This is a genomic window from Vibrio sp. KUL80 (genome assembly GCF_059725495.1).
This window is the reverse complement of record NZ_AP045841.1, coordinates 1166351-1189240: the sequence shown is the minus strand read 5'-3', so window position 1 is coordinate 1189240 and position 22890 is coordinate 1166351. Positions and strand designations below refer to the sequence as shown.

Genomic DNA, 22890 nt, shown 5'->3' with positions numbered 1-22890 from the left:
TTAAGTTAAGCACTATGAAGTACGCCGAGCTTTTTTGTCAGAGTAATTTTTCCTTCTTAACTGGCGCCTCACATGCTGAGGAGCTTATGCTGCAAGCCGACTTTTTGCAGTATTCCGCTTTAGCGATTACCGATGAATGTTCCGTTGCAGGTGTGGTTCGCGCTCATACTGCAATCAAACAACATGGCTTATCCATTAAGCAGATTGTCGGCAGTATGTTTTGGCTCAATAGTGAGTGTCAGTTCTTGTTGTTGTGCCCTAGCCGTGAGGCCTACGCTGAACTGTGCCGCATCATTACCAATACCAGACGCCGCTGCGAAAAAGGCGAATATCAACTCTCAGAATGGGATGTGATGTCACTGCGTCACTGCCTTGTTATTTGGCTGCCTTGCGGTAACGAGCATGATTTACGATGGGGGCGCTGGCTCGAGCAATACCATGGTCACCGACTCTGGATTGGTTTACAGCGTCACCTCACCTCACAGGAGCACAGATACATTAGCCACTGTGAATCACTCTCTATCGAGCTTCAACGGCCGATTACCGCCTGTGGTGGGGTATTGATGCACACCGCAACTCGCCTGCCATTACAGCACACGCTAACAGCAATAAAGCTCAATACCTCTATTGATAAAGTGTGTGGTCACTTACTGGCAAATACTGAGCGCAGCTTACGCCCAAAGACTAAGCTTGAAAAACTCTATCGTGAGGAGTGGCTGGCCGAAAGCGTCTACATTGCGGATTTGTGCGACTTTAAATTATCGACACTGCAGTATGAGTACCCTAGTGAGTTGATTCCCAATGGAAAAACACCCATGAGTTATTTAAGGGAGTTAGTCGAGTACGGCAAACAGCTACGCTTTCCTGAAGGGGTGCCTTTGCATGTTGAGCAAACCATTGAAAAAGAGCTCACTCTAATCGAAAAGCTACACTACCCATTTTTCTTTTTAACCATTCATGACATCGTCATGTTTGCCAAGCGACAAGGTATTCTTTACCAAGGACGCGGCTCAGCCGCCAACTCTGTCGTGTGTTATTGCCTAGAAATTACTTCTGTCGACCCACGGCAGATATCGGTATTGTTTGAACGCTTTATTAGTGAAGAGCGTAATGAGCCGCCCGATATTGACGTCGACTTTGAGCACGAGCGACGTGAAGAGGTGATCCAATATATCTATCAAAAATACGGTCGTGAGCGTGCCGCGCTTGCGGCTACGGTCATTTCTTATCGATTCAAAAGTGCAGTACGCGATGTCGGCAAAGCACTTGGCGTGAGTGAAACGCAGCTTGATTACTTTATCAAGAACATTAACCGCCGCGATCGCTCGCAAGGCTGGCAGGCGCAATTGGTTGAGTTAGGACTCAAGCCAGATTCACTCAAAGGGCAACAGTTTATTGAGCTTGTCAACGACATTACTGGCTTCCCAAGGCACTTATCACAGCATGTCGGTGGCTTTGTCATTGCCTCAGGTCCTTTGTATGAGCTTGTTCCCGTAGAGAATGCCGCGATGGCAGATCGCACCGTGATTCAATGGGACAAAGACGATTTAGAAAGCTTAGGTCTACTTAAAGTCGATGTGCTTGCTTTAGGTATGCTTACCGCGATTCGCAAGTGCTTTCAATTGGTTGAAAAGCATTATGGACGAAAACTCACTATCGCTGATATTACTCGACTTCAAGATGACCCAAACGTCTATGGCATGATTCAGCGTGCTGACACGGTGGGTGTATTCCAGATTGAGTCTCGAGCACAAATGAGTATGTTGCCACGCCTAAAGCCAACTACCTACTATGACCTAGTCATTCAAATAGCGATTGTTCGCCCCGGACCAATCCAGGGCGATATGGTGCATCCGTTTCTTAAACGCCGCAACGGCGAAGAAGCCATCTCCTACCCGTCTGAGGAGGTGAAATCGGTGCTGTCTCGTACTCTTGGCGTCCCTATTTTTCAGGAGCAAGTGATCAAACTTGCCATGGTCGCAGCGGGCTTTACTGGCGGTGAAGCTGACCAACTCAGGCGAGCAATGGCAGCATGGAAGAAAAATGGCGATCTTGTTAAGTTTCGCTCTAAGCTTATCGATGGCATGCAGAAAAATGGCTACCAAGCGGACTTTGCAGAACGTCTATTTGAGCAAATCTGTGGATTTGGGGAGTATGGATTTCCAGAGAGTCACTCTGCGTCTTTCGCTGTGCTTGCCTATTGCAGCGCCTGGCTCAAACATTATTACCCTGAAGCGTTCTACGCTTCGCTGCTCAATAGTCTTCCTATGGGTTTTTATAGCGCCTCTCAGCTGATCCAAGATGCGAAAAGGCATCAAGTTGCTATCGCTCCGGTGTGCGTCAATCGCTCAACCTATCATCATTATCTAAGACCAAGCGACCAAGGGCTAACCTTGCAGCTTGGTTTCAGGCAGGTCAACGGACTCAGTGAGCAAAGCATACAGAAGCTGCTACAACATAGGCCACCCCAAGGCTTTCGTACTCCGACCCAGATTAAGCAGCTAGGACTAAATCGTCGTGAGCTGGAAATACTGGCTTCTGCAAATGCACTAAAAGCCATTTCAGGCGATCGCTATGCGACGCGCTGGGCGATGATGGATAATCTGCAAGACCTGCCACTGTTCCAGAGTGACGCAGAGTCTCATTCAATTGAAAACTATCAGTCAATTGAAAACCATGCACTTCCTTACAAGCCTTCAGCGATTGAAGACATGCTTGAGGACTTTTCATCAATGAATGTCTCCCTCGAACAGCACCCTATCACCCTACTCGACCGAGCGGGAAAACTGGGACGCTTTACTCGAATGAAAGACCTTGTGACTAAAGAACATAAATCGCTGGTGACTGTGGTGGGTACAGTGACAGGCAAGCAGTCACCTGGCACTGCAGCTGGCGTCACCTTTTTTACTCTAGAGGACGACACGGGGAACATTAATGTGGTGGTGTGGCAAGCAACCGCAAGGGCTCAGAAGAAGGCCTATCTCACCTCAAAGATCCTTAAGGTCAAAGGCATACTAGAGCGTGAGGGAGAAGTGACTCATGTCATTGCCGGACGCCTAATTGACATGACCGAACACCTTGGCGAGCTCAAAGTCCAATCAAGGGAGTTTCATTAGCTCGGTTAGTCAGCAATTTATAATGCTCATAAACACAAAAACGGGAACCTAGGTCCCCGTTTTTTAATCCTATGAATCATAGATCCGCTTCTACTGCCGCTTCCGTACGTCTTTTCTTCCATTCCTTGTAGATGAGTAAACTTAAGGTCATCAATACCTTAGAAGTTAACCAAATCATTCTGATGGAACAACCTTTAGTCGGTAGTAAAATATTTTTATCTTCTATAGGGTCATGCCTATAGATACGTCCAAATTATAGCCTATTTTTTAACGTATGGTGTAATTTATTTAACAGCACAAATTAATTACAAATCTCGTCGAATACGCTCTTGAACCACATCGACCAACAAATCTGGCTGGAACTTGGAAATAAAGCGGTCACAGCCCACTTTCTCAACCATAGCATCATTGAAGCTACCACTTAATGAGGTGTTGAGAGTGATATACAGATCTTTCATTCGAGGGTCGCTGCGAACCTCGTGAGTCAGCTTATAGCCGTCCATCTCTGGCATTTCAGCGTCAGTAATCATCATCAAGAGTTCGCTGCAAACATCAATGCCTTCGTCGCACCATTGCTTTAGAAGGTTATAAGCCATCGCACCATCGAAACATTCAATGATTTCAACCCCTAGCTGAGCGAGCGTTGCTTTCACCTGATGACGAGCGGTAGACGAGTCGTCTACGATGAGGATCTTCTTACCTTGTAGGTGAGGGAGTAATGAACGGTCTAAAGTTTCTTCTGAGATAGCGATATCGTAATCGATGATCTCTGCTAGCACTTTTTCAACATCGATGATTTCAACTAGGCTGACGGCATCATTTTCTTCAACCTTAGTGATTGCCGTGAGATAGTTAGCTCGCCCAACAGTTCGAGGAGGAGGCTGAATTTCTGTCCAAGCAGTATTAACAATGTTCTTTACTTCACCAACCAAGAACCCTTGAACCGAGCGGTTGTATTCCGTAACGATAAGATTTTGATCGCCTTCTTCGTTTAATGTTGGAAATCCAATTGCACGTCGAAGGTCGATGACTGGTAGCGATTCGCCACGTAATGAGGCGACACCGCGAATGCTAGGATGTGAGCCAGGAAGTTGTGTCAAAGGTGGCAGCTTAAGTACCTCTTTGACCTTAAAGACATTAATAGCAAAGGTCTGTCGGCTGTTAAGGGTAAACATTAACAGCTCAAGTCTATTTTCACCCACTAGTTGGGTACGTTGGTCGACAGAACTCAATACGCTCGACATTAGGCTTCCTTGGCATAAACAATAACTGATTTCTTATCTCATGTTATCGGCAGGAAGCACAAGAAGTTTACTGACTTTCACAACAAAAGTATGACCGTCAGCAAAGAGTGTGAAAAGCGTTATCCTTCAATGACTTTCATTAATAGAAGCCCATCATAAAGCGCTTGTTTAACCAAAGCAGCACCGGGCATAGTCGCCTGTTTGTAGAAACGAGACTCGACCAACTGAAGATCTTCCGTGTAGACAGGAAGACTCTGTTCAGAGATACAGCGCTCTATTGCCGGGTAGAGAATGTCTTTTGCTTGGTTTATCACACCACCAATCAACACCTTTTCTGGGTTAAATAAATTGATGACGATAGCTATCGCGCTACCAAGGTTTTCACCCAGCTTTTCGATGACATTAATAGCAAGCGCATCCCCTTTAACAGCGGCTTCGCAAATTGCCTCAACAGAGATGTCCTCATACTCTGACAGAATGGAAGCTTCTCCGCGAGCCAAGCGCTTTGTGACCTCATCACGAATAGCTTGTGAGCTTGCGACAGTCTCAAGACAACCTTTATTGCCACAGTGGCAGTCTTCACCCTGGCGATTTATCTGAATATGACCCAACTCACCGATGTTGCCATGTCGGCCTTGTAAGACACGACCATCTAGAATGATGCCGGCACCCAGACCGTGGTGAATAGAAATAAGTACGGAGTTGTCACAGTCTTGAGAGTGACCGAAAAGGTTTTCTGCCAATGCCCAAGCGCGAGTATCGTTAGCCACAAATACCGGTAGCCCTGTCACCTTAAAGATTTCTTCAGCAACATTTAGATTCTTCACATTGTAATGCGGCATTTGCAACACAACACCTTGATCAGAATTCACCAACCCTGGCAGGGTCAATGCGATGCTGGTCACACGGTCAAGCTGCTCGCTATAGCTTTCAAAAAACTCTTCAATCTCATAAAGCAATCGAGCCATCACGTCATCTTGGTCCACTTCGTGGACTTCGATTTTGGTGTCGATAAGAACATCACCACCCAGTTCGTGCAGTGCAATAGCGAGATAGCCTCTTCCGAGACGCATGGAGAGAAATTGCCAACCTTGGTTATTGGTTTGCAAGCCAACGGCAGGTCGACCACGACTGGTCGCCTCTTGGACCGTTGTTTCGTGGATCAAATGTGCTTCGATGAGTTCTCGCGTAATCTTGGTGATACTAGCCGGTGCTAGACTACTGAGTTTAGATAGGTCGATACGCGAAATAGGCCCAAATTGGTCTATCAGTTTATACACGCGACCAGCATTGATCTGCTTAATATGATCAATGTGCCCGGGTTGAGCCATGTACATTTTGAACTCCAAAAAACAACAACCTATTAATTTTTTTACTTTGCGAAGTAATTGTGAAGCAGTTTATAGGATTGCCGTGACAAATATCACGCATATAGATGGATCTTTGGGGGGCACGTCAAGTTACGCCTGTGGCTTACATCACAGACACAGTAAGGTTTTGCTCACAATTCAACCAAACTTGTTTAACGCCTTGTTACCGAAATGGCGACTTATTTAGCTATTATTAATAAGTGAGGATGGTGAGGTTAACTTGCTTGATTAGGACGCCAGAGATCGTTATTAGCACAGTTTATCTTCTTATATTGTTTGGCGAGATTATAGCTTTCAACGAATCGATATCCGGCATCCAGACCCACTTGATAGTCATGCAAAATATCATCGACATCACTCAATAAGGATGAGGTTTTAAGTGGTTCATCTGGTGCAATTTGCCATATAAAGCAGTCGTCAGGAGGGGTCTTGAGAAACTCGCTGGTCAGTGAGTAGGTCTGATAATGCACCATAAGCATATCCGCCAAGCCTGAATCAAAACGGTCTCCAAACAGGTGACTGAGTCGGTAAATGTCCCCAGCACCAAATAACCAACGTCCACCATTAATGAGTTTGAGGTGATCGGCTTGCTTGATGGCATTCGCTTTGAGTCGCTGACCTTCAAAAAAAGTCCCCCAGTCACTGGACCACTGCTCGACTTTTTCCTGCCACTGGAGCTGAAGGCTATTTAAAGACTCTCTAAACCAAGTGGGTGATTCGGTAACGATTGGTGCATCTTCTGCTGATAAAGGGTCTTCTGATACGTATTGCTCGGTACGTATCACAATGATACTGCGACACTCCTGTCTCCATGCTTCTTGCACAGGAATGGACGCAGAGACGCCCCCATCAATAAACTCGCGCCCTAGGTGCGGCACAGAGCCTTCAAATAAGGTAGGGATTGCACTGGTCGCCATCAAGACTTGATACCAGTCCTCTTGCAGCATAGGTAGGTAGTGATCTTTGAGAGTTGCAATGTCGGTCGCCGCGGCAAATGCACGCCTATGGCCGATCACCCGTCTGCCCATATCTACGTCCAACTTATAGGGATAGTCGCAGATTTTATCGAGAGCCCACTTCAAATTGAGATACTGCTTACGGCGAATAAAGCTGAAGAGGTGAAAAAACTCGGGATCAGTGGTTAAGTCGAGAATGAAAGATTTACCCAGCTCGGCTTGGCGGGATAGAAAAGCACAGATGTTTAGTGCACCTGCAGATGTCCCATAAAATTCATCAAAGGGATCAAAGTTGGACATTAAGAAGGCATCCAATACACCGGATGTGAAGATACCTCTTTGTCCTCCACCTTGCGCGACGAGCGCTGTTTTGCCGTCAAGGTATTTACCAAACTGTTCGTAATCGAGCACAGTCTGGCGGTTAGTGACTATACCTGAGTTCGCCATAATATGCCGCGCTAGGGCTGCTCGTTAAGCGCCGATCGCGATAACGCCAAAAGCGATAATAGCGCTAAACGCAATAGTGACAATCGTCAATGCTACTTTTAGGTCGTATTCCATAACTCCTCCAGATGTAACTTTTCATTACCATTGTGACATGTACTGCTACTATACAAATAACCGCTTCAAAATTATGGTGTTAGTGTCACACTATAATTAATGCTAGTACAACTAATGTAATTTTCGAGCTTTGGCTTGGGGGAAATTAGGATGAAACTAACGCCAATCGTGATAGGTTCTTTTGCTGCAGTGTTCTGTCTTTCGGCGCAAAGCAACGTCATTGTTACACCGTTTGTCGGTTATACGCTTGGCGGTGCAGCCAAGGACGGAGAAGGAAAAAGCTATGATATTTCTCCATCCGCTAATGCAGCACTTGCTGTCGAATTCCCATTTCGTAATGGTCGGATGGGCGTCTACTACTCCAAGCAAGACTCTTCACTCGATACCTTAAATCTTGATTCAAGTATTCAATACTTACAATTTCAAAGTAGCGCTGAATATGCTTGGACCGACAAAACCTCCGGCTATATTGGAGCAGGACTTGGGGCGTCACATACTTCCGGAGAGTGGACAAACTCTCGTACTGGGTTTGCTGCCAGTATCTTTGGTGGCATGGAGTATCACATAACGAAAAACTTCGCGCTCAACGGCCAAATTAGATGGCAAGGTACAGTCGTAAGCAGTGACTCCATATCGATCTGTAACTTACCCACTGACGATCAAAGCTGTTTTATTGGCTTTAAGACCAAGTGGATGAATCAATTTCAAACACAGGTTGGTTTGACGATGAGGTTCTAAAAAAGATGATTGGTCACCATCGGCTCTAATTTGCGCTGATTAGCCAACCTTATAATTGCTATAAGAAGTGATAAATAGGCGACTTACAATCGGATTGATATAAATACGCCAACTAAAATCAAACCAAGGGTGCGTATGAAATATCTAATTCCACTAGCTAGCCTCGTGTTGCTATTCGGTTGCAACTCATCAGATGATAGCTCCGATAACGAGCTGCCCCAATCGCTTCCACCCACTCACCTTCCTAGCGACTTGATTCCTGAACGTCCGCACCCTGATGCTGGAGAGCCTGGTCATCTGCCTGGCGATTTGATACCAGATAGACTTCCAATCGCTTGGTACGAAGAGGTCTCTGCTCGATTCGGGATGACAGTCGAGGCGCTAGATTCGGTTTGTCGATACAAGGGCGAGCATCCTCAAATGGATATCCACGTATCATGTAACTGGACTAATGACGAGTTGACCATCGTCTATTTCGCTTCTCGAGGTATTGGTGAGCCTGAGTACTTTTACGATCATGCCTTTAACTGGATTGTCAGTGACGAACAGATAGTGAATGGAAAGCTGTGGCCTGGTGTAAACCACAAAGCTGTAGGTCTTGAGGATAATGAAGTCCATATCGAGCCCGATGGTGCAAGATACAACATTGGATATGGTTGTGACCAAGGACAGTGCGATAGCATCGTACACACCCTAAATATCCACTCTAACAACAACCATGTTATTTCAGATGGAACGCCATTTTACGGCTTGAGTGATTTTGATATTTCAACCTATCAGCAGTCAGAGAAGTTCTTCTTTAATATCGACTTTGTCCTAGAAAACGGTGACGTTCACACCAATACGCTCCATCTTTTAGATGATTTCCCAGGTTTAATCTATGATGTGTTAGCACCCGCATTTGGGTATTAACCCGTAAATAAGAAAGCGGCTTATAGTTTCCTATAAGCCGCTTTTAATAATTTAAGTCGACAATTACTTGTGGCGCTCTTTCAACTTATTGACCACATCATTCATTGATAGACCTTGATCTTGTAGCAGTACCATCAAGTGATAAATCAGGTCTGCTGACTCACACACTAGCTCCGCCTTGTCACCCGACGTTGCCGCAAGCGCGACTTCAACGCCTTCTTCGCCCACTTTTTGCGATATACGCTTGGTGCCACGGGCATAGAGGCTCGCGGTATAAGAAGATTCCGGATCCGCATCTTTTCGAGCGGCAAGCAGTTGCTCAAGCTGATGAAGCCACACCATTTGCGACTCCTCTTGAGAGTCACCATCAAAACAAGTCGTTGTGCCTGTGTGACAAGTAGGACCGATTGGGTCTACCTTCACGAGCAAGGTGTCGTTGTCACAGTCCAATGCGATGTTTTTAAGCTGCAGCACATTTCCTGATGTTTCGCCTTTGGTCCAGAGACGGGATTTAGTGCGCGAGAAAAACGTGACTTGCTCAGTTTCAAGCGTCTTTTCAAGCGCTGCAGGGTTCATGTAACCCATCATTAGTACTTGGCTAGATTGGAAGTCCTGAACAATTGCTGGTACCAGACCATCCACTTTATCCCAATCGATTCGTTGGTTTAAATCAACGGCTGTTTGACTCATAGTCTGATCTCCACACCTTCTTGTTTCAAATACTGCTTCAGCTCACCAATATTGATGATCTGTTTGTGGAATACCGATGCCGCGAGCGCGCCATCAACATTTGTTTTCTTGTAAGCTTCGGCAAAGTGCTCCATGGCACCCGCTCCACCTGACGCAATCAATGGGACGTTACATACTTCACGAACCATGTTTAGCTGCTCAATATCATAGCCGTTGCGCACGCCATCTTGGTTCATCATGTTAAGAACAATCTCGCCCGCACCACGTTTTTGAACCTCTTGGACCCAGTCACGAGTTTCCCACTTCGTCGCTTTGGTACGTGCTTCATCACCTGTAAACTGATAGACCTGATATTTGCCTGTCTCTTTATCAAAATAAGAGTCGATGCCCACTACGATGCACTGAACACCAAACTTGTCAGCAAGATCAGTAATAAGCTCTGGGTTAGCAAGTGCAGGAGAGTTGATTGACACTTTATCTGCGCCAAACTCTAGAATTCGAGCCGCATCCTCTGCTGATTTGATACCACCAGCCACGCAGAAAGGAATATCAATCACCTCTGCAACACGGGCTACCCAGCTTTTATCGACAACACGCCCATCACTCGATGCCGTGATATCGTAAAACACAAGCTCATCCGCACCCTCTTCTGCATAACGTGCAGCAAGAGGAACGATATCGCCGATGATTTCGTGGTTACGGAACTGAACCCCTTTAACCACCTGCCCATCACGGACGTCTAAACATGGAATTATTCGCTTTGCCAACATTGGAATGCCTCCTCTGCGGTAAACTTGCCGTCTAGCAATGCTCGACCAACAATAACACCTGACACACCAGTACCTTTGAGCGCTTCAATATCCGCTAAGCTGCCGATACCACCAGATGACTGGAATTGCACCTGAGGATACTGCTTACAAAGGTCCACATACAGCTCAACGTTACTGCCTGCCAATGTGCCATCACGTGAGATGTCAGTACACAGCACATGCTTGAGACCCACTGTTAGGTAATCATCAATCAGCGCCTCGATTGTTACGCCAGAATCTTCTTGCCAGCCAGAGATCGCCACTTTGCGAGTGCCGTTTTCGTCGATATTAATATCTAGCGCTAACACAATGCGTTCAGCGCCGTATTTCTCCATCCAGCCTTTCACTAGCTCCGGCTGTTTAACCGCTGTAGAGCCCACAACAACGCGCTGAGCACCCGCTTCAAGTAGGTCAACCACATCTTGCTCGCTACGCACGCCACCGCCGATCTGAATATTGGCAGGCGTACCAGCAAGCAGTGTAGCAATAAGGTCTAACTGGCGCGCTGTGGTATCTTTTGCGCCAGTAAGGTCAACAAGGTGCAGCCAGTTCGCGCCCGCTTGGTGGTAAAGGTTAAACTGCTCTACCGGGTCAACTTTGTATTCGGTAACTTGACCATAGTCACCTTGGTATAGACGAACAACTTGTCCTTCAATAAGGTCTAATGCAGGAATAATCACGTTTCAATCCTTTTGCCCCACTACCTTGTGAGGCGATAATCAATTTTTAGCAAAGCGGTGAGTTACACCAGCTCCAAAAAGTTCTGAATCAGCTTAGAGCCCGCTTTAGACGAGCGCTCTGGGTGGAACTGAACACCATAATAATTGCCACTTTGAATGGCAGCGCTAAATGGGTTTCCGTAATCACACTCGGCGATGGTGTAGTCACCAACAGGCATACCGAAGCTGTGCACGAAGTAGAAGTACTCACCCTCTTCAATACCCGCAAAAAGCGGATTTCCAGCAACGGCTTTCACGGTATTCCAACCCATATGTGGTAATGGCAGATCGCCAGTTTCCAATCGTCTTACTTCGCCTTCACACAGACCCAAACACTCAACAAGCTCATCAGCCTTCTGACCTTTCTCTTGAGAAAGTTTGCCTAGCAGTTGCATGCCAAGACAGATACCCAGAACTGGCTTTTCTACCTGCTTAACGAGGTCGATAAGGTTTCGCTCTTCAAGGTTTTTCATCGCCTCACTTGCCGTGCCAACACCCGGCAAAAATAGCTTATCCGCTGCCAGTACAACTTCTGGCTCCTTAGAGATAACCACTTGATAGCCAAGGCGCTCAATCGCAAACTTTACCGATGAAACATTGGCGCAGCCGGTATCGATAATGACAACATTTTGAGTAGAGGTAGCCATTACAGTACTCCTTTACTGCTTGGAAGCTCATTGCCTTCAACTTTAATTGCTTGGCGAAGCGTGCGTCCAAATGCTTTAAATAAGCTCTCAATGATATGGTGGTCATTATCGCCAGTTGAAGACAGGTGCAACGTACAAGCGAGTGTGTCTGTCAGTGAGCGGAAGAAATGCACAACCATCTCGGTCGATAGGTCGCCAACTTGTTCACGAGAGAACTCCGCATCAAACTTAAGGTAAGGGCGGCCTGAGAGGTCAAGACCACACTGTGCAAGACATTCATCCATCGGAAGGCTGAAACCAAAACGACCAATACCGCGCTTATCTCCAAGCGCCTCTTTAAGTGCCTGACCTAACGCCAATGCCGTATCCTCGACCGTGTGGTGATCATCGATGTGAAGATCGCCTTTGACGAGACACTTCATCTGGAAACCGCCGTGAGTCGCGATTTGGTCCAGCATGTGGTCGAAGAAGCCCATACCTGTAGAGATCTCGTTACCGCCTGCTTCATCCAGGTTTACAAATACTTTGATGTCGGTTTCTTTGGTCGTGCGCACCACTTCTGCAGTGCGAGCTTTGACTGTTAGATCTTTTAAGATCTGCTTCCAACCCATTGTTTCTGGGTTGTACTGAATACCACGGATAGCCATATTTTCAGCCAATTGGAGATCCGTTTGGCGGTCACCGATCACTGCTGAGGTTTTGAAGTCCACCTTGCCGCTTTGTAGGTACTCTTTAACAAGACCTAGCTTAGGCTTGCGGCATGAACAGTTGTCTTCATCAAAGTGAGGGCAAATAAGTACATCGTCAAACTTCACACCCTGAGATTCGAAAATCTCCATCATCATATTGTGTGGGGCATCAAAATCCGCTTGAGGGTAGCTGTCTGTACCTAAACCATCTTGGTTGGTCACCATAACTAGGCGATAGCCTGCATCTTGCAGAGCAAGTAAGCTTGGAATGACATAAGGCTCAAGTTTTAGTTTATCAAGACGGTCAACTTGAAAGTCGACTGGTGGCTCAACGATTAACGTACCATCACGGTCTATGAATAAAATTTTCTGTTGGTTGCTCACTCTATAAATCCTTTTTGATGGTGTACTTAAGCTGCACTTTGTTCTAATTGGTTTCGGATAAATGACAAGGTCTTCTCACACTCATCGCGATTACCCACACTAATTCGGACGCAATCTTCAATTGGCGAGTTACGTAAAATAATGCCTGTGTCCCAAGCGGCTTTAAATAGCTCGTCACCGTTTTGGAATTTCACCAAAAGATAGTTACCCCACCCTTCAAACACGGTCACGCCCGGCAGGGTTGATAAACCCGCTTGCAGGTACGCGCGATTCGCATTCAGATCGAGTACTTGGAACTTCGCTCTTGCCAAACCTTGCTCAGACAATGCCTGTGTTGCAATTTCTGCAACAGGGATAGGCACTGGGTAAGGGGCAATCACCTTAAGCAGCACGTTGATTAACTCTTCATTTGCCAACGTGAAACCGCAGCGAAGACCCGCCAGTGCAAACGCTTTAGAAAGCGTACGTAGAATCGCTAAATTCGGGTATTGAGCTAAGAGATCGACCGTTGACGCTTCTGGACAGAAGTCAATATACGCTTCATCCATAACCACAATGGCTTTGTCTTTTGTCATTTCTAACAGAGAAACGATGTCATCACGGTTAACCAAGTTGCCTGTAGGGTTATTAGGACTACACACAAAAACCAGTTTCACGCTCTCTAAGTTCGCTTCAATCTCTGGTAGGTTAAGCTGCCAATCGGCTGTCAGCGGCACAGTTTTGCGCTCAACACCAATCGTTTCTGCGCTAATTGAGTACATACCATAGGTTGGTGGACAGTAAAGGATACTGTCTTGACCCGGCTCGCAGAAAGCGCGTATCAACAGCTCAATGCCTTCGTCTGCTCCACGTGAAGTCAGTGTTTGCTCAGGCTTTACACCGGCATAATTGGCATAGGCTTCGATAAGCTGTTTTGGCTGACATTCGCTGTATCGGTTTAGACGAGCAAAGTCAGTTTTATATTCATTGTTGAATGGTGACTCGTTAGCATTAAGCCAGATATCACCGCTGCCACCAATGCGACGCGCAGACAGATACGGCGTCAATTCTTGAACCTGTTTACGAGCTAATTTTTCCATCAGTTGTTCTCCCGTCTACGCCTTTTGAGCGTTGAGTTTCTCAACACGGATGGTTACCGCACGTTTGTGCGCATCAAGACCTTCAGCTTCAGCCATGGTCACTACCGTTGGTGCTAGACCCAACAAACCATCCGCACTTAGCTCTTGAACTGTCATACGCTTTGAGAAATCCGCTAAGCCAAGGCTTGAATAGGTGCGCGTGTAACCGTAAGTCGGCAATACGTGGTTTGTACCCGACGCATAGTCGCCCGCTGATTCAGGAGACCAATCCCCCAAGAAGATAGAGCCAGCATTGTCGAGTAACGGCAATAGTTCACGTGGACTCTTTGTCTGAACAATTAGGTGCTCTGGACCATAGTAGTTAGAGATAGACACGCATTGCGTGAGTGATTCAGCGATGATGATTAAGCTAGAACCTAGTGCCTTTTCTGCGATATCAGCGCGTGAAAGCTGTTTTAGTTGTCTCTTAACGGCTTCCGTTACTTGGTCAGCAATCACTGGTGAAGGCGTTACGAGTACCACTTGCGAATCAGGACCGTGTTCAGCTTGGCTTAATAGATCGGACGCAACGAAGTCAGGGTCTGCCGTCTCGTCGGCAATCACGAGGACTTCTGAAGGACCCGCCGGCATATCAATCGCAGCGCCGCGGAAGTCATTGCTCACTTGGCGCTTAGCTTCCGTGACATACGCATTACCAGGACCAAAGATTTTATCCACTTTCGATACTGTCTCTGTGCCATACGCCATAGCCGCTACCGCTTGACCACCACCTACGTTGTACACCTCATCGATTTTACACAGTTTGGCGACATACAAGATTTCGTCCGCAATTGGTGGAGGCGAGCACAGAACAACTTTACGGCAACCTGCGATTTGAGATGGTACACCAAGCATTAGCACTGTAGACGGAAGCGGAGCGCTGCCACCTGGAATATACAGGCCAACTTTATTAATTGGTCGAGTGACCTGCTCACACACCACGCCAGGCTGTGTTTCTACGCGCAATGCTTCTGGGCGCTGCGCTTTGTGGAACTTAGCGATGTTTGAGTACGCTTGCTCGAGCGCTTGCTTCATGTTGTCAGAAAGACGCGCTGATGCGGCTTCAATCTCGTCGGCAGAAACTCGAATCGATTCAGGACGAACGCGATCAAACTTCTCGGTAAGATCCAGAAGGGCTTTATCACCTTCGCTACGAACTTGATTAATAACCTCAGTCACTGCCGCTGTAATATTTGCGCCTTCAGTAATTGCAGGGCGTTCAAGAACAGACTCTTGCTGAGATTGACTTAAGTGTTGCCAAACTACGGTTCTCATTGCTTACCCCATCATCTTCTCAATAGGTAGAACAAGAATCGAGCTTGCGCCGAGTTCTTTAAGTTGTTCCATGGTTTCCCAGAACAGATTCTCAGTACTTACTAGGTGAACAGCAACGCGCTCCGTATCCATAGACAGCGGTAATACTGTTGGGTCTTCCGCACCAGGAAGCAGTGATTTGATTTGCTCAAGCTTCTCAACTGGAGCGTGTAGCATGATGTATTTCGACTCTTTCGCCTGTTGAACACCTTGCATACGCGTTAGCAGTTTGTCGATTAGTGCTAGTTTGTCAGCATCAAACTCACCCATGCGCTGAATCAACGTCGCTTTAGAACGGAAAATGACTTCTGCTTCTTTTAGGCCGTTCGCCTCTAGCGTAGCACCGGTAGAAACCAAGTCAGCAATCGCATCAGCAAGACCTGCACGCGGCGCTACTTCTACTGAGCCCGTTAGCATACAAGCGCTAAAATCTACACCTTGCTCGTCCATGTAGGCTTTGAGAAGTTGTGGGTAGGTAGTCGCAATACGCTTACCAGCCAGGTCTTGAGGACCCGTATAAGTCTCATCTTTATTGATAGCGATAGATAGGCGACAACCACCGAAGTCTAGACGGCGAAGCGTCTTAAACTCGTTTGCCTCTCCAAGTGCTTTACGGTCAAGACGAACTTCTTCTAGTTCGTTTTCACCGATAAAGCCGAGGTCAACCACGCCATCCATAATTAGACCAGGGATGTCATCATCGCGAACGAGCAAAAGATCGATTGGCATATTTAGCGAATGAACAACAAGGCGCTCACCCATTACATTGAACTTAACACCACACTTTTTAAGTAGGTCTTGGCTCTCTTTACTTAAGCGACCCTTTTTTTGAATCGCAATTCTTAGGCGTTGTGTTTGCATTGCTGTATCCCTGTGCAAAATATTGATTTTTAAAATATAAAACGAAAAAACCCTCGGGAGCTTTGGTCTCCCGAGGGTTTAATTCTTGAAATCTTAAATCGAACCTCCGAGAGTTTTACCTATCTCTCGGGTATGCGTTCATCTCCCGAAAGATTAAGCTGGGTGATGGTGATGATGATGAATGTTCATATCAAAATTTAGCATACTTATGTTTAGGTTCCTTTGTGTCTGTACCTTCACACTAACTAAGGTTAAGACGATTTTCAACCACTAATTTCAATTGAAAACAATTTTTTTACTGAACGGTCAATTATCAGAAAGATACGCCCTACTTCTCGACTGAGAAAACCATAAAAAACAGGGAGGCGCTTGCCCGAAAACCAAAAACTAGTGAAAAAAAAGAGCCCTTACGGACTCTTTTCTCGATTATACGTTTGCTTCTTGCGACATTCTCGCTTTAGAGAGTGCTGACAGAACAAAACAAACAATCACAAATGTCATTGATGCAGCGGCGAATGAGATGAACACTGACGTAGTCATACCCAAGGTAATGAAGCCAACACAAGACACCAATGCTACAGATAGCGCGTACGGCAACTGAGTCGCAACGTGGTCAATGTGATTACAACGTGCACCCGTCGATGACAAGATCGTTGTATCAGAGATCGGTGAACAGTGGTCACCAAATACTGAACCAGCTAATACAGCGCCTAGCATTGGTAGCATCATCGCGATATCTGTTGCACCTGCCATATCACCAGCAATCGGTAGCATGATGCCAAACGTACCCCAAGAAGTACCTGTAGAGAACGCCATTAGACCAGACAATAGGAACAAAATAACTGGTAGCCAGTGAACGTTAATATTGCCTTGTACGGTTGAAGAGAGGTAAGCACCGGTTTTCATGTCGCCAATTACAGAACCAATCGACCATGCGAAGAACAAAATAAGGATAGCGCCAAACATCGACTTAGCACCAATCCACATGGTCGTCGCAATATCAGAGATTGATAGTTTCTGTTTCACCACAGTAAACACTGCTGTTAGAAGACCAGCTGAACCACCGTAGATAAGTGACGTGCCTACATCTGTGTTTTCAAATGCGCCAAGTACGTTGAATGCAACACCGTCAGCAGCTAATGCTTGGCCGCCAGTGTAAATCATCGCCACAACCATTGCGCCGATAAGCACTAGAATTGGAAGCACTAGATCAGAGACAGAACCAAAGTCGCTTTCTTTGATATCAAGCTCTTCGTTGAGTTCATGCGCTTCTTTCGCGTCATTCTCTTTGTCTTTATCAAAACCTAGACCTTGCTTCGCGTTTAGCTCGTGCTTGCGCATTGGGCCAACATCCAATTGGAACCATGCAACGGCAAACACCATAAGTAGCGCGAACACGGCATAGAAGTTCATTGGAATAAGACGAACGTATGCACCAATCGCAGAGTACTCAGTGATACCGTGGGCAACTAGGATACCGCTGACGATAGTCATGATGTACGCACCCCAGCTTGACGCAGGCATAAGTACACACATTGGAGCCGCTGTAGAATCTAGAATATAAGCTAGCTTAGCGCGCGATACATAAAAACGGTCAGTAACAGGACGAGAGATCGCACCTACAGCTAGGCTATTAAAATAGTCATCAACAAAAATGAATACACCGAGGAAAGCGGCTAGGAGCTTAGAGCCACGCTTGCTCTTAACGCGAGCTTGAGCCCACTCAGCAAACGCTTTGGTACCACCAGATAGTGTTAACAGCGCGGTCATCATGCCAAGTAGCAATAGGAAGCCAACAATACTCATGTTCCAAGTATTGAGACCACCATCTTCAATAACAACACCAGAGACAGTATTAAAGACGTAACCGGCCGCGCCTGCGACAGAATAGTCATTAAGAAGGAAAGCGCCCAGTACAATACCTACCCCAAGAGAGAGTAGTACGCGACGAGTAATGATCGCCAAGCTCAGAGCTACGATCGGCGGTAGCAGTGAAAGTGGTGATGTAGCAAAATCGATTAAATTCATGATCTTCAAAAACCAGTTTTTTATTATGGTTAGAGATCTACTGCAGACATGCGCAAAAGGACGAGAAGTCCAAACGCAAACGTTGAACTAAGCGAAAGGGAAGCGAACACTTCACCCAACCCTACAGTAGCGCTCCATAGTTTAACAATATAATAGACTATGGCAGTGTTGTTCCTTTCGAAGACAACCCCAGCGAGAAAGATTGATGGTCTATTCTCACTTCGGCGATAGAGCCTTTCATCATCGTTCATTGGTATCACCCCAACGATGGTTACTTTTCGCTATCGCGCCTCTACATCAAGAGCAAAATCATTCACTGGCATTTCAAGCCAAGTTAAAAGAATGTTCTTTCTCTTGCATTAGGTGCGAGCCATTGTACTTATCAGAACACCAAATGCAACACGAATGATGTTGCAAGTGAGTAAAGATTATGTCGACTTTGTTAGGGTAATTTCTTTCTCTATACCGTATTTGATATCATATATGCCACCAATGACATATCTTGTTGTCAGCATCCATCATTAATTGCTATTAATTTAAAGAACTATTTAGTTGCTTAGAAATTCGAAACAATTCGTGACAAGTAAACTCGATTTAGCCGAGCATTAGTACAATATGCAACAAAATCCACTTTTCATACATCAATAATGGAGAAAAGTTCATTATTGATTCAAAACAGATTTGAATTGGCGGGGCACTACTACTTTGAAGTTACTTTCAAGAGTTGAATTATCAGAGTTTTGTAAGTTTTCTTATTTTTACAGTTTTAATATCACGAAAATATTGTCAATTAGTTGTTTGGTGTTTATTATTAATCCGAAACTAATAAATAATCTCATGGGAATGTCATGTCTGAATTAACCAAAACTCTACTAAATATTCGTAGCCTACGTGCATTTGCTCGTGAACTTACTCTTGAGCAACTAGAAGAAGCACTAGAAAAGTTAACTACTGTTGTCGGTGAAAGACAAGAAGCTGAAGCTGAAGAGCGCGCAGCCAAAGAAGCTCGTGAAGCTAAACTAAGCGAATACGCTCAAATGATCGCACAAGACGGTATCGACGTTGAAGATCTTATTGCAGCATTGTCTGGTGAATCAAAAGGCAAAACTAAAGCTAAGCGTGCACCACGCCCAGCTAAGTACAAATACGTAGACGCGACTGGCGCTGAAAAAACTTGGACAGGTCAAGGTCGTACTCCTTCTGTAATCCAAGCAGCACTAGACGAAGGTAAATCACTAGAAGATTTTGAAATTTAATTTCAGTCTTAATGTGGATTTATAAAAAAAGCGCCAATAATTGGCGCTTTTTTTTATCTTTCCCAATATGCCTCTTCTAGGCTGTCCTCTCTCTCTGGTAACCCTCGAGACAGGCGTGGGGAGTGTTGTACTAATACTTCATAACTCGCTCTATTTGAGTACTTACATACTTGAGAAAACGACGAATAACTCAAGAAAGTATGTTGATGCTTGCTCGAGTTAGGCACATTTTCTTTATGGTATTTATTTGCTGCCATGTCATGCAATAGTGCCGACAATGCCGCATCCCCTGCACCATTGGTATTTTTAATCTTTTCTGGGCCGCCCATATATGGCGCAATATGTGAATAAACTTTAATAGGATTTTCACACGCCTCTTTAACAGCCGGACGACTAAATTCAAAACGGTTAAACTCTGCAATACAACCCGGCAATAATGGCAGCGATGTCTCTCTTTTTGCCTCTTCTTCTGTATATCCCGCCATATATAGTCCAACCGGACCGGCTGTGCACAGTACTAAGTCAACCCATTCTAGTGCTTTATCTGCTGCAGCCAGTGGATCAGTTTCCCCAGTTAAGGCTTCCGCCTCGTCTTCGTTCATGGCTACAACGGATACGTGTTGCTTTAGGAAATCACGCCAATATTGCGGATCGTCCTGAATAACAAAGCGTGTACCTAGGGTAAGTACAACAGGAACGTTATACTTCTTGGCATACTCGATGGCACGCATTGTCGCTTCTGGCATTGGGTCGCCATCTTTACAACGAACTAAATAAGCAGTCAGTACTAAAGCCGATGCCTTTTTGAAAATCTTTTCAGGGATGCTATCTGCTTCTAATTGATTCATTTGACCTTCGCTGATCGCGAAAGTACGTTCACCGTCTTCTGTAATTAAAGTAAAGCATCGACCGATCGCGCCATCGACACCTTGAAGATAGTTCAAATCCATACGGCTAGACGTGTTACATAGATATCGGTAACCGTAGCTGCCTATTTTAATATCTTCACTCATTACACCAAGTAGTACGGATTTATCATCCGCGAGTACAGAGTAATTATGAAGCGTATTACCAATAGTCCCTCCTGCATACTCATTGGTAATAAGTTCTTTCTCTTTAAGCTCTTTGTATAGAGCTTCAGCTGCCACATCATCAATGACCAGAGAGTGACCTTTACTCAGACCAAATTTTTCAATCACACTACTGTCTACTTTTGCTTCGATATCAACCAAGGTTTGGTCAATACCAATAATGTGCGTTCGCGACATCTTTTTGCTGTCTTGAGATTGACTGACAAGCAAATCTCTTTCATGAACTGGGAAGTAATGCTTTGACTTTCTTTGGCCTGGGAATTTCATACGGTTGTCTTCGTAATAGATTAATAAAGGAGGATCAGGTCGGCGATTCTACCTCTGTATAGTTTACCTCGGCAACATAGGCAAACTTAGCAAACGTTTACGTGGCGTTTTTTTTCTTGTTACCCTTGATTTTCTCCATTTCGGGACACACTTACCTCCTCTTAGAAAGTGTGATTTAGTTCGCGGAACTGTATTGCTGGTTTCGTTTCTGCTAGAATCTGCGTCCAATTAAATTAGGTGGTATTTATACATGTCTGATAACAGCCAAAAGAAAGTGATTGTCGGTATGTCCGGCGGTGTAGACTCCTCTGTTTCTGCCTATCTTCTGAAACAGCAAGGCTACCAAGTTGAAGGCCTGTTCATGAAGAACTGGGAAGAAGATGATAACGAAGAGTACTGCACAGCAGCAGAGGATCTCGCTGACGCACAAGCGGTGTGTGACAAGCTTGGTATCCACCTGCACACGATCAATTTTGCCGCTGAATATTGGGACAACGTCTTTGAATATTTCTTAGCAGAATATAAAGCGGGCCGTACCCCTAACCCAGACATTCTTTGTAACAAAGAAATCAAGTTTAAAGCCTTCTTAGAATTTGCAGACGAAGTGCTAGACGCGGATTATATTGCTATGGGTCACTACGTGAGCCGCACCTTCCCAGATAATGGTGAAAAGCCACAAATGCTGCGTGGTTTAGATAGCAATAAAGACCAAAGTTATTTCCTATACACTTTGAGTCACGAGCAAATCGCAAGAAGCTTGTTCCCTGTTGGTGAGCTTGAAAAACCCGAGGTCCGTCGCATTGCTGAAGAGCAAGGACTTATCACAGCGAAGAAAAAAGACTCGACTGGTATCTGTTTCATCGGTGAGCGCAAATTTACAGACTTCTTGTCTCGCTATTTACCGGCTCAACCGGGTAAAATTGAAACACCAGAAGGTAAGGAAATTGGCGAACACCAAGGTCTTATGTATCACACGTTAGGTCAACGTAAAGGTCTACACATTGGTGGCCAAAAAGGCGGCGGCGGTAACGAAGACCCATGGTACGTGGCTGAAAAAGATCTTAAGCGTAATGTACTGATTGCTGTACAAGGTGCAGACCACCCACTGCTTAAGTCAAACGGCCTTCGCGCAGCACAATTGCACTGGGTAGATCGTCAACCGATCACAGCGCCACTGCAATGCACAGTAAAAACTCGCTATCGTCAACAGGATATCCCTTGTACTATTATTCCTATCGACGATGACAACATTAAAGTGATCTTTGATGAGCCACAAGTGGCAGTCACCCCAGGCCAGTCTGCTGTATTCTACAGTGACAACGTATGTCTTGGTGGCGGTATTATTGAAGAGCGCATCTAAAAACAATTCGCAGATTATTTTTTTAGGAGAACTACGTGGCTAATACACTTTATGACCGTACGATAGCGTTTGCAGGGATTTGCCAAGCCGTTGCCCTTGTACAACGAGTTGCTAAAGACGGTTACTGTGATTCAGACGCGTTTGAAACCTCTATCAAAGCAATCACCAACATGAACCCGTCAAGTACGCTTGACGTGTTCGGTATCGAGTCTGACTTAAAAGTCGGACTTGAGTGTTTGGTGAATGGGATCGATAGCACCCCAACAGGGAGCGAGATCACGCGCTACATCATTAGCCTAATGGCGTTAGAGCGTAAGCTAAACAGTCGAAACGACGCAATGGCGCAACTTGGCGATCGCCTGCAAATGGTTGACCGTCAGCTAGAGCACTATGAGCTCCTCGATGAACAAATGATTAGCAACCTTGCAAGCGTCTATCTAGATGTTATCAGCCCTATTGGTCCTCGAATCCAAGTAACAGGCACACCCGCTGTGTTGCAGCAAACAGCCACACAGCAAAAAGTGCGCGCGTTGCTTCTATCCGGCATTCGCAGTGCGGTACTTTGGCGTCAAGTTGGCGGCAAACGCAGACACTTGGTGTTCGGTCGTAAGAAGATGGTCGAGCAAGCTCAGATTCTTTTAGCTCGAATGTAACTCGGAAGTACTTTGTTACCGAGCTTCTATCAAGAAATTAGTATCAATTTAGAACTTGTACACGCTTTAAGTAGACCCCTGCCTGCGCAGGGGTGACGACTGTTTGG

General features: G+C 45.6%; 20 protein-coding genes, 1 riboswitch and 1 other annotated feature. Of the genes, 6 read left to right on the top strand and 14 right to left on the bottom strand.

From position 1 onward, the window contains the following. Nucleotides 1-14 precede the first annotated feature (14 nt). Nucleotides 15-3116: an error-prone DNA polymerase gene (locus tag AC6I8U_RS05475; RefSeq protein WP_498017935.1), complete on the top strand. Its 3102-nt coding sequence runs from the start codon at nucleotides 15-17 to the stop codon at nucleotides 3114-3116. A 305-nt stretch (nucleotides 3117-3421) separates the two neighbouring features. Here AC6I8U_RS05475 and AC6I8U_RS05470 read toward each other — a convergent pair whose 3' ends face one another. The 4 genes from AC6I8U_RS05470 to cydH form a co-directional block, all read right to left on the bottom strand. Beyond that, on the bottom strand, nucleotides 3422-4360 hold the full coding sequence (locus AC6I8U_RS05470) for a chemotaxis protein CheV (protein ID WP_042476880.1): 939 nt from the start codon (nucleotides 4358-4360) through the stop codon (nucleotides 3422-3424). Between the two features lie 119 nt (nucleotides 4361-4479). Continuing rightward, nucleotides 4480-5697: a sugar metabolism global transcriptional regulator Mlc gene (gene mlc / locus AC6I8U_RS05465; RefSeq protein ID WP_498017934.1), complete on the bottom strand. Its 1218-nt coding sequence runs from the start codon at nucleotides 5695-5697 to the stop codon at nucleotides 4480-4482. Nucleotides 5698-5945: 248 nt separating this feature from the next. Next, entirely contained in the window at nucleotides 5946-7133 is a 1188-nt protein-coding gene (locus tag AC6I8U_RS05460) for a patatin-like phospholipase family protein (protein ID WP_498017933.1), read from the bottom strand. Nucleotides 7134-7157: 24 nt separating this feature from the next. Continuing rightward, nucleotides 7158-7247 (bottom strand): cytochrome bd-I oxidase subunit CydH, encoded by a 90-nt coding sequence (cydH, locus tag AC6I8U_RS05455; protein ID WP_128648458.1) that lies wholly within the window; start codon nucleotides 7245-7247, stop codon nucleotides 7158-7160. 150 nt (nucleotides 7248-7397) lie between these two features. Here cydH and AC6I8U_RS05450 point away from each other — a divergent pair, with 150 nt between their 5' ends. Together AC6I8U_RS05450 and AC6I8U_RS05445 are read left to right on the top strand one after the other, a co-directional pair. After that, the gene (locus tag AC6I8U_RS05450) at nucleotides 7398-7985 is read left to right on the top strand and encodes an outer membrane protein (protein WP_498017932.1); all 588 of its coding nucleotides are present in this window, start codon (nucleotides 7398-7400) and stop codon (nucleotides 7983-7985) included. 135 nt (nucleotides 7986-8120) lie between these two features. Next, nucleotides 8121-8897, top strand: a complete 777-nt coding sequence (locus tag AC6I8U_RS05445; protein WP_498017931.1) for a hypothetical protein — start codon at nucleotides 8121-8123, stop codon at nucleotides 8895-8897. Between the two features lie 63 nt (nucleotides 8898-8960). Here AC6I8U_RS05445 and hisIE read toward each other — a convergent pair whose 3' ends face one another. From hisIE to AC6I8U_RS05400, 9 genes are all read right to left on the bottom strand, one after another. Beyond that, nucleotides 8961-9587, bottom strand: a complete 627-nt coding sequence (gene hisIE / locus AC6I8U_RS05440; protein ID WP_252011683.1) for a bifunctional phosphoribosyl-AMP cyclohydrolase/phosphoribosyl-ATP diphosphatase HisIE — start codon at nucleotides 9585-9587, stop codon at nucleotides 8961-8963. After that, complete coding sequence (hisF, locus tag AC6I8U_RS05435; RefSeq protein ID WP_234495558.1) at nucleotides 9584-10357, bottom strand: imidazole glycerol phosphate synthase subunit HisF; 774 nt, start codon at nucleotides 10355-10357, stop codon at nucleotides 9584-9586. Before hisF ends, hisIE begins: the two co-directional genes overlap by 4 nt. Beyond that, nucleotides 10339-11076 carry a 1-(5-phosphoribosyl)-5-[(5-phosphoribosylamino)methylideneamino]imidazole-4-carboxamide isomerase gene (gene hisA / locus AC6I8U_RS05430; RefSeq protein WP_446567608.1) on the bottom strand — a complete coding sequence of 246 codons (738 nt, stop codon included), beginning with the start codon at nucleotides 11074-11076 and terminating at the stop codon, nucleotides 10339-10341. Before hisA ends, hisF begins: the two co-directional genes overlap by 19 nt. Nucleotides 11077-11138: 62 nt before the next feature. Then, nucleotides 11139-11762 carry an imidazole glycerol phosphate synthase subunit HisH gene (gene hisH / locus AC6I8U_RS05425; RefSeq protein WP_128648454.1) on the bottom strand — a complete coding sequence of 208 codons (624 nt, stop codon included), beginning with the start codon at nucleotides 11760-11762 and terminating at the stop codon, nucleotides 11139-11141. Then, on the bottom strand, nucleotides 11762-12835 hold the full coding sequence (hisB, locus tag AC6I8U_RS05420; protein ID WP_234495556.1) for a bifunctional histidinol-phosphatase/imidazoleglycerol-phosphate dehydratase HisB: 1074 nt from the start codon (nucleotides 12833-12835) through the stop codon (nucleotides 11762-11764). Before hisB ends, hisH begins: the two co-directional genes overlap by 1 nt. 26 nt (nucleotides 12836-12861) lie before the next feature. Further along, nucleotides 12862-13914, bottom strand: a complete 1053-nt coding sequence (gene hisC / locus AC6I8U_RS05415; protein ID WP_498017930.1) for a histidinol-phosphate transaminase — start codon at nucleotides 13912-13914, stop codon at nucleotides 12862-12864. Nucleotides 13915-13929: 15 nt separating this feature from the next. Next, nucleotides 13930-15228 carry a histidinol dehydrogenase gene (gene hisD, locus AC6I8U_RS05410; protein ID WP_498017929.1) on the bottom strand — a complete coding sequence of 433 codons (1299 nt, stop codon included), beginning with the start codon at nucleotides 15226-15228 and terminating at the stop codon, nucleotides 13930-13932. Nucleotides 15229-15231: 3 nt separating this feature from the next. Continuing rightward, the gene (gene hisG, locus AC6I8U_RS05405) at nucleotides 15232-16128 is read right to left on the bottom strand and encodes an ATP phosphoribosyltransferase (protein WP_252011678.1); all 897 of its coding nucleotides are present in this window, start codon (nucleotides 16126-16128) and stop codon (nucleotides 15232-15234) included. A gap of 41 nt (nucleotides 16129-16169) precedes the next feature. Further along, nucleotides 16170-16306, bottom strand: a sequence feature (His leader region). Between the two features lie 248 nt (nucleotides 16307-16554). Further along, nucleotides 16555-18156, bottom strand: a complete 1602-nt coding sequence (locus AC6I8U_RS05400; RefSeq protein WP_498017928.1) for a Na+/H+ antiporter NhaC family protein — start codon at nucleotides 18154-18156, stop codon at nucleotides 16555-16557. Between the two features lie 119 nt (nucleotides 18157-18275). Then, nucleotides 18276-18459, bottom strand: a riboswitch (Lysine riboswitch). Nucleotides 18460-19004: 545 nt separating this feature from the next. On the opposite strand from AC6I8U_RS05400, the gene AC6I8U_RS05395 reads away from it, so the two are divergent. Further along, nucleotides 19005-19412: an H-NS family histone-like protein gene (locus AC6I8U_RS05395; protein WP_042476854.1), complete on the top strand. Its 408-nt coding sequence runs from the start codon at nucleotides 19005-19007 to the stop codon at nucleotides 19410-19412. Nucleotides 19413-19465: 53 nt separating this feature from the next. Here the strand turns inward: AC6I8U_RS05395 and AC6I8U_RS05390 are convergent, their stop codons facing one another. After that, nucleotides 19466-20770 carry an inosine/guanosine kinase gene (locus AC6I8U_RS05390; protein ID WP_498017927.1) on the bottom strand — a complete coding sequence of 435 codons (1305 nt, stop codon included), beginning with the start codon at nucleotides 20768-20770 and terminating at the stop codon, nucleotides 19466-19468. 250 nt (nucleotides 20771-21020) lie between these two features. Here AC6I8U_RS05390 and mnmA point away from each other — a divergent pair, with 250 nt between their 5' ends. Then, complete coding sequence (mnmA, locus tag AC6I8U_RS05385; RefSeq protein WP_498017926.1) at nucleotides 21021-22130, top strand: tRNA 2-thiouridine(34) synthase MnmA; 1110 nt, start codon at nucleotides 21021-21023, stop codon at nucleotides 22128-22130. Between the two features lie 35 nt (nucleotides 22131-22165). Then, nucleotides 22166-22783, top strand: a complete 618-nt coding sequence (gene hflD, locus AC6I8U_RS05380) for a high frequency lysogenization protein HflD (RefSeq protein ID WP_498017925.1) — start codon at nucleotides 22166-22168, stop codon at nucleotides 22781-22783. Nucleotides 22784-22890: the final 107 nt, after the last annotated feature.